The sequence below is a fragment of the Shewanella donghaensis genome (genome assembly GCF_007567505.1).
In the GTDB taxonomy this organism is placed as follows: Bacteria; Pseudomonadota; Gammaproteobacteria; order Enterobacterales; family Shewanellaceae; genus Shewanella; species Shewanella donghaensis.
Window position 1 is genome coordinate 2,256,872 of sequence record NZ_CP041783.1, and the last position, 12,925, is coordinate 2,269,796.

A 12,925-nucleotide genomic window follows, 5' to 3' on the forward strand; every position below is an offset into this window, starting at 1 on the left:
CTGATCTGCACTCAAATTGTGTAAGCAATGATAAACATTTAGCTGACTTTAGCCTCTTGGATGATGCTCACTATGTAACTGCTGTAGCCTCGCTTTGGCTACATGGGTATAAATTTGGGTGGTTGATAAATCACTGTGACCCAATAACAACTGTACGACACGCAAGTCGGCTCCATGGTTCAATAAATGAGTCGCAAATGCATGCCGCAAGGTATGTGGAGATAAATGGCTATTAATCCCAGCACGCAGAGCATATAACTTGATACGATGCCAAAAAGTCTGGCGCGTCATCATTTGTCCACGTTTTGAGGGAAATAACACATCACTTTGCTTATTGCCCAATAGCTCAGCTCTTGCCGCCATTAAATATTGTTCAACTTCGGTAACAGCAAGCTCTCCTAGTGGCACTAAACGCTCTTTACCACCTTTACCCACAATGCGTACTAAACCTTGACGTAAGCTTATTTGCTCAAGAGTTAAGCTCACCAGTTCCGTAACACGAAGTCCTGTGGCATAGAGTAATTCCAGCATTGCTTTATCACGGCATTCAATAGCATCTTCCACATTAGGCTCATCAAGCAAACTGTCTATCTGTGCTTCACTCAAGGCGTCGGGTAACTGTCTGACTAATTTAGGTGATTCAATTAACGCTGTTGGGTCAACTTCAATGGTTTGTTTTACCAATAAATAACCATAAAAGCGTCGCAAACTACTCAATAACCTCGCAGTGCTGGTCTTCGCAAATTCTTTTTCAACTCTAAAAGCCAAATAATCTCGAATGATGAGTTGGTCGACATCGATAAGTTGGCGTTTTTTAGCGAGCACAAAGCAATCAAAGTGACGTAGGTCAGTTCGATAGGAGCTAAGCGTGTTATCACTCAAGCCTTTCGTAGACCAAAGGTCATCTAAAAATATATCGATGATGGGATCGGCTTGATACTTATCTGTCACATTGATTCCTAAAAAAACGGCGTTATTTCAATATGAAATAACGCCGTTAGTGTAACTAAACTTAGTTTACTTTGACAAAGTAAACCTAGCTAGCAGCAACTGATTGATTCTTTGCTGGTACAAATAGACATACAGCTATGGCAATACCTACTGGTAATAACCATGCCATACCTTCAGCATGAAGCGGCATAAAGTTTAAGAAGCTCGTATCGACACCCGCAACCTGAAGACCATCAAAAATACCGAAGAACAAGGCAATCGATAATACTAAACGATGTGAAAACTCTGGGCGTGGGAAGCGTTCAGTTAAGAAAGTAATCGCAACCAAAGAAATAGCCACAGGATAAATCGTCATTAATACCGGAATACTAATATTGATTAATTGCGTCAGGCCCACATTAGCTACTGTGGCACAAACAATACTGAAGAAAACAACAAAGGCTTTATAAGAGATCTTAGGCAGCAATTCATTGAAGAATTCAGAACACGCTGTAATCAAGCCAACCGCAGTTGTTAAACAAGCAATACTGACCACTGCAGCCAACAAAATCGTACCCAGAGTACCAAACTCATGAGTTACATAATTTGTCAGGATTTGCCCACCATTCTCAGCACCTAAAGCAATATCACCCGCTGTAGCACCTAAGTAAAATAGTGAGATATAAACAAACGCTAAACCAGACGCTGCAATGATTGCGGCGCGAACTAAGTAACGAGTTTGCGCTTTAGAATCTGTAATACCTTTCTTGCGTAAAATATCGATAATGAGCATACCAAAGATAACTGATGCCAGTGTATCCATGGTGTTATAGCCTTCCAATATACCTTTAGAAAGTGGGCTGGTGATGTAATCACCACTTGCAGCACCAATAGCTGCACTTGGCGTAAACACAACGGATGCCGCTAAACCAACTAATAAGAAAATAAGAATAGGCGTTAACACTTTACCGACACTATCAAGTAACTTCCCAGGGAATAGCGACAACAACATCGCCAAAGAAAAGAAACCAATAGTATAAAAGAGCTGCGCCTTATTAAGCGATAATGCACCGAATTGGATAAGTGCTTCGGTGTTTTCAATAAATGGTCGAGCACCTATTTCAAAGGCGACTAGCCCTGTACGAGGAGCGGCGAATGCTGGGCCAATGATAATATAAATTGAGACAGCTAAAGCCGTTGCGGCAAAAGCTGGCAACATCGCCATGACCTTACCATTCGCTTTCGCAACAGCAATCAGTCCTGCAAGGGGTAAACCTACAGCTGTTATAAGGAAGCCTAACATTGCAAGAGTGATGTTCTCACCAGCTAACATACCTGCAAATGGTGGAAAAATTAGGTTACCGGCACCCAAGAAAAATGCGAATGTCATAAAGCCTAAGCCTACTGTATCGCCAATACTCATATTGCTGTTTTGCACAAATTGCCCCATCTTGTTGTTATGTTTTTTAACAAACTTAAGGGATTACCACCTAATTAGCCATAGCTAATCAAATCACCCTATAAATCTGTAAATTAAAAATTACACTTAAGTTTATTAAAAACCACTCACAAATGGTTATAAAAAGTACTATTTTACTATTTGATATTTTTATTTGTGAGCATAAATTCATTTCTTACCCATTTCACAGTTTAAATGTGAATAAAGGAGTGAGAACTAATACCAAATAGCTCCAAGATAAACAAGCGCAGAACCAGCATAAAGTAAAAATGACCTTTATCTGAAAACAAGCTTAAAACCAGTTAAACAACTTGACTACAGTAGCAACACAAACCCCGACACAGGAGAAAAAAAACAACAATTACCCAACATGTATTTCATCTTGGGCAAAACACCAAAAACAGTTACTCTAATGGGCCATTTATCCGATTGCTATTTTATGTCATTTACCTTTAAACAATTTCATATCGATGATAGTCACTGCGGCATGCCAGTAAGTACTGACGGTGTCATTTTGGGCGCATGGGCAAAGATCGAACATGGCCATCGAGTATTGGATATCGGTTCTGGCAGTGGATTATTAAGCTTAATGGTTGCACAAAGACAGGCTCAAATCGGGGCCGATTTATCAGAAACTAACCCGTCATCAAAAAGTACAGTGGCTGACAATACTGTTATTGTTGCAGTAGAACTTGATGACTCAGCAGCGCAAGATTGTCAGTTGAATATCCTCAATAGTCCTTGGGCATCTTGCATTGAGTTTCATCATTCATCGATTCAAAACTATGCTGCGCAGCACCTAGAGCAAGCATTACCACTCTTTAATAGCATTATTTGTAATCCGCCTTTTTTTGACAATGGCCCACAATCTGAAAATAAAGAACGCGCTTCAGCTAGACATACCGATAGCTTAAGCTATAGCGAGTTGCTAAACCAAATCGTAAACTTACTCAGTGAAGATGGCTACGCCAGTTTAATATTACCAACAGAAAGTGAGGCTCGTTTTACCACTGCATTAGCCGACACAAGTTTAGGGATGTCAAAACGAGTAGCGGTATCGACAGTCATCAATAAACCCGCTCGACGCTTACTGATTGAATTAAAACACCAGTCTCAAATCAGCACTATAGAGCAGAGTAACTTTGTCATTTCTAATCAAGATGGCCAATACTCAGCTCAAATGGCAAACCTTTGCAAAGCATTCTATTTAAAACTTTAAGCTTTATCGTCTGTTTGTACACATATCACTCTCGCTGAGTTGGGCTTCTTAGGTTATAATGTTCGGCTATCAATCAGTGAGACCTACAGCGCATGCTATTTGAAGATTTTGACTTAGATCCAATGCTTTTAGATTCATTAAAAGCGATGGGGCATTTAACCCCGACTACCGTTCAACAACAAACATTGCCAATGGCAATGGAACAACGGGACATTTTAGCTAAAGCGCCTACAGGTACAGGTAAGACTGCCAGCTTTTTACTGCCAGCACTGCAACACTTGATTGATTTCCCAAGACGATTCAATGGCCAAGCGCGTGTATTAATTCTTACACCAACACGGGAACTTGCCAGTCAAATTCATCGTTATGCTTGTCATCTTGCTACCGGTTTAGAGTTGGATGTTGCCATTATTACTGGTGGTGTCCCTTACGGTCCTCAAGAAGAGCAGCTTGCTGAAAACGTCGACTTATTAATTGCTACCCCTGGTCGATTGATTGAATACTTAGATAAAGGTCAATTTGAAGCGACTGAAGTTGAAATACTGATCATTGATGAAGCTGATCGCATGTTAGATATGGGTTTCTCGTCAGTAGTAGAAACTATAGCTATTGAAGCTCAAGGTCGCAAACAGAACATGTTATTTTCTGCGACACTTGAAGGCAGCGGTGTTGCACGTTTTGCTCAAGTATTACTGGATGATCCTGCAACAATTGATGTTGATTCACCTCGCAGTGAAAAAGCCAAGGTACATCAATGGGCGCATTTAGCTGATGACCAAGCTCATAAATTTGCTTTGCTATGTAACATACTCCAACAAGAGTCAGTTAAGCGTACTATCGTATTCGTTAAAACCCGCGAAATAGTGGCAAGTCTTGAAGGCTTATTACTGAAAGCGGGTATTCCTTGTGCTTTCTTACGCGGCGACATGGAACAGAAAAAACGTTTCCAAGCCCTTAGCAAGTTTAGTAAAGGCGAAGTCAACATTTTGCTCGCTACTGACGTTGCTGGTCGTGGTATTGATATCGAAGGCATTACTCATGTCATTAACTTTGATATGCCTCGTTCTGCAGATGCTTATGTTCACCGAATTGGACGTACTGCTCGCGCAGGCGCAAAAGGCACTGCAATTTCATTAATTGAAGCGCATGATATGCGTATCGTTAATAAAATTGAACGTTACATTGAACAACCATTAAAACGTCGCTACATCGATGGATTAAGACCTAAGCACAAAGAAGCTAAAGTGCCAGGTAAGAAAAAAGACAAGGTCAAAATTGCCGCGAAGAAAAAGTCTAAAAAAGCGAAAAAGAAAAAGTAACGCCTTAACATACTGACTTAATTGTTTGTTTGAGCCCTGAATCAATTTATTGAGACAGGGCTTTTTTGTGGTCTAAAATCAGTTTCATAGCGTAAAACACTGCCAAATAGATATAAAAACCTCATGAAACATTTAATTTACATCTATTACTTTAGCTCGCTAACGAACTCTGATAATTTAGGCTTATAAAACTCTAGTACCCATAAATAACTAGAGCCCCCTATTGTCATCATTTTAAGTATGGATACACATATAAATGAAAAGATTTTTAAGAATCCTGTCACCGTTTTTTATCCTGATTATCTTCGCAGGTTTAGCATTCATTTTACTAAGTACTCAAGAAGCACCTGAACAGAAAGAACAACAAGAGAAAATACCGATTGTTGATGTTATTAATATTGAACAACAAACCGTGTCTTTGAACTTGCCTTCTTACGGTGTAGTCAGTCCGAAATATAAAACTCAGCTAGTCACAGAAGTACAAGGGAGACTTATCAGCCTAGACCCTAGTTTTGTTGCAGGCGGAATAGTGAAACAAGGGCAAGCACTCGCACAAATAGAACCTTCTGATTATGAAGCTGATTTTATTCAAGCTGAAGCAAGCCTTGCCCAAGCAACCGCAGCACTAAATGAAGAAGTGGCCCGCGGTGAAGTGGCTAAAATTGAATTTAAAGATTTTGATAACGGCTTACCGCCAGAACTGGGACTGCGGATCCCACAATTGAAGAAAGAACAAGCCAACGTAAAATATGCTCAAGCTGCGCTTGCTAGAGCTCAACGTAATCTAGAGCGTACCGTCATCAGAGCCCCTTTTGATGGCATCATTAAAGCCAGAATTGTCGATTTAGGCCAATATGTTTCTTTAGGTACCAACTTAGGTGAATTGTACGATATCAGTTTTGCTGAAATTCGCTTACCACTATCAAACAACGACCTCGCCTATTTAGAATCGGTAGATAACCCAGATACTTCAGTGACATTAAGTGCATCTCTGGCTGGTAAGTCATTCACTTGGCACGGCAATATTGTCCGCAGTGAAAACGTCATTGATGAACAAAACCGCATGGTTTATCTGGTTGCTGAAGTCAAAGACCCCTACCTTAGACAGCAACGAGGCGAAAATGAATTACCGCTTAAATACGGCAGCTTTGTTACCGCAGTTATCAAAGGTCGCACCGTAGAAGGCATTGTAAAATTACCCCGTTACGTTGTAAGACAAGACCAAGTTGCTATCGTTAAAGATGACAACACCATCGAAATTAGAAGCGTCAACATTGTCCGCACTGATGTAGATAGCGTTTATATCAAAGACAGTTTGAAAGATGGTGAACGTGTTTCGATTACTGATATGAACAACATGGTAGCAGGTCAAAAAGTTAAGTTATTAGGCGAAGAGTCTGAAGAACCAGAGCAGGAATTAGAATCAGCACCGGAAAATAAAGATGAAATCACCGTAGCAGGTGATCAGTAATGGACGAATCAAATTCTAAACCTGGTGCTAATTCAGACGAGAACGCCAAGTCGATTGTCAACAATGATAGCCAGTACAATAAAGGCATCATAGCTTGGTTTGCGCGTAATAGTGTTGCGGCAAACTTATTGATGGCAGCACTGCTTATTGGTGGTTTATTCTCAGCGAAATTAATAAATAAAGAAGTTTTCCCTACTTTTGAGCTTAACTTATTGACCATTTCAGTCGCTTATCCTGGCGCTGCGCCTCAAGAAATTGAGGAAGGGATTAATATAAAAATTGAAGAAGCCATTCAAGATATTAATGGCATAAAAAAAGTCACCTCGGTTGCCAGTGATAGTGTGGGTTCTGTCACGATTGAAGTAGAAGATGGCTACGATGTTCAACAAGTGTTAGATGAAGCCAAACTTCGTATTGATGCTATCTCAACCTTTCCAGATAACATCGAAAAACCCAATATCTATCAAATAAAACCTGAAAACAATGTCATTTGGGTATCGGTTTATGGCGACTTAAGTCTCCATGACATGAAAGAAATGGCTAAAACCATTCGAGATGAAATTACTGATTTACCAGCGGTTACCCGCGCCCAAGTCAATGGAGTGCGAGATTACGAAATAGGCATTGAGCTATCAGAAGACAAGTTACGTGAATATGATTTAACCTTCACCCAAGTTGCTCAAGCGGTACAAAACTCATCGATAGATTTACCCGGTGGTTCTATTAGAGCGCAAGATGGTGACATTTTACTGCGCACCAAGGGCCAAGCTTATACAGGTGAAGACTTCGCTAAAATAGTGGTAACGACACGCCCTGATGGCAGCCGAGTTATGCTGCCCGATGTTGCTACTATCAAAGATGGTTTTGAAGAGCGTATTGAATACACCCGCTTTAATGGTAAACCTGCAGCCATTATTGAAATAACCAGTATTGACGATCAAAATGCATTAACGATTTCAGAGCAAGTTAAAGACTATATTGCATTGAAAAAAGAGACTCTACCGGCCAATGTAGAGCTCGATACTTGGGGAGACTTAACTCACTACCTTGAAGGCCGCTTGAACATGATGTTATCCAACATGTTTTACGGCGCATTATTAGTCTTTATTATCTTAGCGTTATTCCTCGATCTTAAACTGGCCTTTTGGGTCATGGTCGGATTACCTGTTTGTTTCCTTGGAACGTTATTATTGATGCCACTGGAACCCTTTAACATGTCAATCAACATGCTAACGCTGTTTGCGTTTATTCTGGTGTTAGGGATAGTGGTGGATGACGCCATTGTCATCGGCGAAAGTGCCTATACCGAAGTCGAGAAAAATGGTCACTCCTTAGAAAATGTGATCAAAGGGGTGCAAAAAGTGGCTATGCCGGCCACGTTCGGAGTATTAACCACGATTGCGGCGTTTATACCCATGATCATGGTTTCTGGGCCGATGGGGATTATTTGGAAATCCATCGGCATGGTGGTGATCCTAGCGTTAGCTTTTTCTTTGGTTGAATCAAAGTTGATTTTACCAGCGCATTTAGCCCATATGAAAGTGAAAAAGAAACGTTCACCAACCAATGTATTTTCAAAATTCAAAGTATGGCTGAATGACAAATTACAGTACTTTATCCAACACAAATATCGTCATTTTTTAGGCAGCTGTATTAAACACCGTTACAACGTTGTTGCCGTTTTTGTTGGGGTACTCATTTTATCCATAGCTTTGGTTGCCAGTGGCAAAGTCCGTTGGGTATTTTTCCCTGATATTCCTTCTGACTTTATTCAAGTTAACCTTGAAATGGAAGAAGGCAGCTCTGAACTCAATACCCTATATGTAGTGCAGCAAGTTGAAGAAGCCCTGTACGCTATGAATGATAAGTTTCTTGAAGATACTGGTTCTGACGTACTAAAACATAGCTTTATTGCAATGAACTCAAGTAGTTCTGGCTTTATTTTTGCTGAACTATCAAAGGGTGAAGACCGTCTAATCGATGGTGTCACGATTGCTGAAGAGTGGCGTAAGCAGTTACCTGAACTACTCTCAGTGAAATCGCTCAATATTACTGCCAGCACCAATGATGCAGGTGGTGATATTTCATTCCGATTAACCTCAAGTAATTTAGAACAGCTATCTCAAGCTTCTAAAGAGTTAAAGGAAAAGCTAGCGACTTATGAAGGTGTCTATGACATTTCTGATAATTTTTCTTCAGGCAGTCAAGAAATCAGATTAAACATTCGCCCAGAAGCTGAAGCATTGGGGCTAACCCTGTCAGATCTTGCTAGGCAAGTACGCTATGGATTTTATGGCTATGAAGCACAGCGAATTCTTCGTAATAAAGAAGAAGTCAAAGTGATGGTGCGCTACCCATTAGAACAGCGCCGCACCATTGGCCATCTTGAGAATATGCTAATACGTACCCCTCAAGGTGTCGCCGTGCCCTTTTCTACCGTTGCTGATATTGAGCTAGGTGAATCATTTGCTTCTATTACTCGGGTTGATGGACGTCGAGCCATTACCATTACCGCTAACGTCAATAAAAACAGCGTAGAGCCATCAAAAATTGTCGGTGAAATCCAGGAGGAATTTATCCCTCGACTCAGCGAAAAATACCGAGATGTAAGCGCTTCTTTAGATGGTGGCAGCCAAGATGAACAAGATGCCATGCTTGGCTTATTGCAAGGCTTCTTCTTTGCTATGTTTACCATCTATGCCTTGATGGCCATTCCACTAAAATCATACAGTCAGCCATTGATTATCATGTCAGTTATTCCATTTGGCATGATTGGCGCCTTGGTAGGTCACTTCATTCTTGGTATTTCAATGAGTGTATTGAGTCTATGCGGTATTGTCGCATTAGCAGGCGTTGTCGTTAATGACTCACTGATATTAGTCGATTTTGTTAACCGAGCCCGCAGCGAAGGTTTCTCGTTACTAGAATCAGCCATCGACTCTGGTTGCTATCGTTTTAGAGCGATTATCTTAACCTCTATGACCACCTTTGTTGGCCTGGTACCGATATTGTTAGAAAAAAGCCTACAGGCCAAAATCGTGATCCCAATGGCAACCTCATTGGCATTCGGTATCCTATTTTCTACTGTGGTTACGCTCATTCTTGTACCAGTGCTGTACATTATTTTAGATGACATGAAGAAGTTATTTAGAAAGATGTTTAATTGGTGGTGGCAACCAAAAAAAGATGATGAAAAAGCTTATTTATAACGGTTAACATTACTCATCAATTACAGTAAAGAGAGCTCAGGCTCTCTTTATTTTTGGCTGCCATATTGTCATAACATCACTGACTAGCAGTCAAAAATAGTCATTAATAATGAGAGAAAGCGAACAGTTATCGAAACTTAACTGCGTTAATATTATTAAAAGATAACACTCTGATACTCTCGAAATGACTAAACACGATAACAAGATCATCAATACAGCTACTCAAACCACTGAGATTGAAGCTGTGGACGTAAAAATTGAAACTGCGAATAAAGCAGCCTCACCCCAAAACTCAACTTTAGTTTACGATATACGCAACAGCCGTTACCTGAATATTACTGGTAGATGCACCTTACGCTGCCAATTTTGCCCAAAACATAATGGCTCAAAGCAAGTTCATCAGTATGAGTTATCACTGGACAAACAAGTTAAACCTGCAGACATCATTCCCCTGCTAGGCAATATTAAGGATTTTGATGAATATGTATTCTGTGGTTATGGCGAGCCAACATTAAACCTCGATACACTACTTGTCGTTGCAGACCATATTAAAAAAGCTGGCGGTAAAGTACGCTTGAATACTGATGGCCTAGGTAATCTGTTTCATCGAAGAAATATCCTACCTGAACTCGCGTCATGTATTGATAGCCTCTCAATATCGCTCAATGCCAATACTGAAGCGCTATATATAGAACATTGCCAACCTAAATTGAAAAATGCATATCAAGCGGTACTGAGCTTTATTGAAATGGCGCCACACTTTTTCGACGATGTACAAGTTTCTGCGATTAATGGGCTTGAAGGCGTGGATATTGAAAGCTGCCAAAAAATAGTTGAACAACGTGGTGCTCACTTTAAATGTCGTCAACTCGATATTGTTGGTTAATGATACGTTGAAGATAAACACATATCCGTGGTTAATACATGAATGTCATAGGATTTACTCTTAGGGATCGATTTAACATTTAGAAATAGCCCGTTTTGAGTCAAATTAGTTAAAAAACGCCGCTCAAGCTCAACCTTATAAACCAATCGTGCTAACATTCACATACCGGGACTGTTAAAAATAAGTAAGTTAATGTTTAAACGATACGCGAATAAAAACGTCTCTAAGTTTGTTCTTATTTCCACCCAAAATATTCACTGGACTCGAGCTCATCTATTGGCTTTATCCAGTCAACTAATATTGATGCTGCTCAGTATCATCATCCTCACAACCTTAATCCTAAATCTAGGAGAAAGGCGCTTACAAGAAGATTGGGCTGATAAGCGTTACAGCGAATTACAAACAGTAGGGACACTCGCTTCCGATAAAGTTAACTTTCTTCAATTCCGAACCCAAGCTTTCGCTAAAGCTGAATTAATGAAACAGTATCTGTCTAGTCCTACAGCAGAAAGACGTGAAAAATTAGAAGCTAATTGGGCCACGTTATTAAACCATATTCCCGAGTTAATGGGCTTAACCTTATTTGATCCCCAAGGCAACCAACGTATCACCACCACAGAAGTATTTAGTAATATTAAAATACCTGAGTTCATTCTTAATTCAGATAAAACTATGGGCGGCAATGATACCTACTATTCAGAGATACAGTTTGCCACCATTGACGGAAAAACAGTTCCCTATGTCTATCAATTAGCTTGGATAGAAAACCCAGATCAAAGTATTCGTGGTTATTTAGTCACCTATAACTCAGTGACAGAAATTTTGCAGTCAATTAAAACAGCCTTTTTCGATCATAACTCTCCGTTACTATTAATTGGTGCTAATGGGACGCTTAACTCAGGTGCAAATCAGCATTATCCAATGAAAAAAATGCCTAATACCTTAGGCAGTAGCATGATACAAACATACCCCGAATTATGGCAGCAAATGTCCAGTACCCATTTTGGGCAATTTCATAGTACCAATGCGACTTATGTATTTTTGAAGGTAGAAATAGCACCGGAAGATGCCGGTGTGAGGGAGTACTATTTACTGTCTTATATTCGCCATGCAGATATTGCCGCCAAATTCGAGAAATGGCGCTATATTTTGATATTTTTCTCATTTGTTGTGGCTGGTCTAGCCTCTAGTTTATTAATATTAAGACATCGATTTTCGCTTGAGGAACATGCCAACACTAACAGCATAAGTCTGGCGAGTTCACTGTTTAATATGAATCAAAACTGCTTAATTGTGAATAATACAGGCAGAATAATTAAGGCTAATGAACATGCTGCTAATACCTTATTAATAGCGATAGACGAACTCTTTGAGCGGAGTTTACAGCGAGTATTAGAATTAGAGGATGCTCAATATAAGCAATTAGTTAGTGCTATGAATAACAATCTAAGCTGGAAAGGCTGTGTCAATTTAAACGATAAGCATTGTACTCTGTCAGTATGCTGCCAACCTGGACATAAAGGTTCAAAAAATGAAGGTTATTGGATTGTCACCTTTGAAAATATTAGCGAATTAACCAAAACAAAAGAACAAGCCTATCGCTATCAGTTATTATCTGAAAGTTCAGTCGCTACAGCATTGACGGATTCAACCGGCCAATTACTCAAATACAATCTTAAATTCAAAAAGCTCATGGCACTCACTGACCAAAGTGATAATAATATCCTTAATTTATTTGGTGACGACATCGATTTACAATGGGCAGATATTAATAGCCGGATCAGCTTGCACGGTAAATGGAAAGGACAGATAAATGCCAGTAATGATACGCCTTTCAATACCAGTTTAAAGGCTAACATTCGGGCAGAGCAATCTCCGGATGGAGAACATGAATACTTTATTTGTACCTTAGAAAATTTATTACCACCAAGTGCACTAAAACAGCTGCCAAACCAGCAGGTGCCCCTCAGTTCTATGGTGTTGCAGCTATCAGAATTAGAATTACACTTTTGCACATTAACAGAGTCTAGTCGCGAGCAGACTTGCTTGTTGATCATGGATATTAACCCTGAAGGCGTCATCAGCCATATCAGTGATATTGACCATCTTGAGCAACGTCAACGTGATATTGAAATGCAACTGCTTATCGACCTACCCACAGGCTTTCAGATAGCTCATTGGCGTCTTGGGTCATTGGTGATTCTGTTGCCATTAAGTGACTCAATCCAAGCACATAAGTACGCGATGAGTATTATGGATAGATTAGAGCAAAAAGAGCTTCAAGAAGGGGTTAATATTGGTATTTCAGGATACTTAGAACAACACTCTTTTGAACAATATCTCAATAATGCGGAAGTCGCCGTTAAGCGAGCAAAACAAACAGGCAATCAAAATATCTGCCAAGCATTTACTCGCAGACCACAAGTTTAATG

At 40.0% G+C, this 12,925-nt stretch carries 8 protein-coding genes; 6 read left to right on the top strand and 2 right to left on the bottom strand.

The window, feature by feature from the left end; all coding sequences use genetic code 11:
• Nucleotides 1–48: 48 nt before the first annotated feature.
• Together xerD and brnQ are read right to left on the bottom strand one after the other, a co-directional pair.
• Nucleotides 49–951, bottom strand: coding sequence for a site-specific tyrosine recombinase XerD (xerD, locus tag FPK91_RS09590; RefSeq protein ID WP_144210831.1), 903 nt, complete (start codon nt 949–951; stop codon nt 49–51).
• Between the two features lie 85 nt (nt 952–1,036).
• Nucleotides 1,037–2,380: a branched-chain amino acid transport system II carrier protein gene (gene brnQ, locus FPK91_RS09595; RefSeq protein ID WP_168926917.1), complete on the bottom strand. Its 1,344-nt coding sequence runs from the start codon at nt 2,378–2,380 to the stop codon at nt 1,037–1,039.
• A gap of 448 nt (nt 2,381–2,828) precedes the next feature.
• Here brnQ and FPK91_RS09600 point away from each other — a divergent pair, with 448 nt between their 5' ends.
• From FPK91_RS09600 to FPK91_RS09625, 6 genes are all read left to right on the top strand, one after another.
• On the top strand, nt 2,829–3,608 hold the full coding sequence (locus FPK91_RS09600) for a tRNA1(Val) (adenine(37)-N6)-methyltransferase (RefSeq protein ID WP_144210835.1): 780 nt from the start codon (nt 2,829–2,831) through the stop codon (nt 3,606–3,608).
• A 92-nt stretch (nt 3,609–3,700) separates the two neighbouring features.
• The gene (gene srmB, locus FPK91_RS09605; RefSeq protein ID WP_144210837.1) at nt 3,701–4,927 is read left to right on the top strand and encodes an ATP-dependent RNA helicase SrmB; all 1,227 of its coding nucleotides are present in this window, start codon (nt 3,701–3,703) and stop codon (nt 4,925–4,927) included.
• A 256-nt stretch (nt 4,928–5,183) separates the two neighbouring features.
• Nucleotides 5,184–6,398: an efflux RND transporter periplasmic adaptor subunit gene (locus FPK91_RS09610; protein WP_144210839.1), complete on the top strand. Its 1,215-nt coding sequence runs from the start codon at nt 5,184–5,186 to the stop codon at nt 6,396–6,398.
• Entirely contained in the window at nt 6,398–9,607 is a 3,210-nt protein-coding gene (locus FPK91_RS09615; RefSeq protein ID WP_144210841.1) for an efflux RND transporter permease subunit, read from the top strand. Before FPK91_RS09610 ends, FPK91_RS09615 begins: the two co-directional genes overlap by 1 nt.
• Nucleotides 9,608–9,791: 184 nt before the next feature.
• Nucleotides 9,792–10,493, top strand: a complete 702-nt coding sequence (locus FPK91_RS09620; RefSeq protein ID WP_144210843.1) for a TatD family nuclease-associated radical SAM protein — start codon at nt 9,792–9,794, stop codon at nt 10,491–10,493.
• A gap of 192 nt (nt 10,494–10,685) precedes the next feature.
• Nucleotides 10,686–12,923 carry a PAS domain-containing protein gene (locus FPK91_RS09625; RefSeq protein ID WP_144210845.1) on the top strand — a complete coding sequence of 746 codons (2,238 nt, stop codon included), beginning with the start codon at nt 10,686–10,688 and terminating at the stop codon, nt 12,921–12,923.
• Nucleotides 12,924–12,925: the final 2 nt, after the last annotated feature.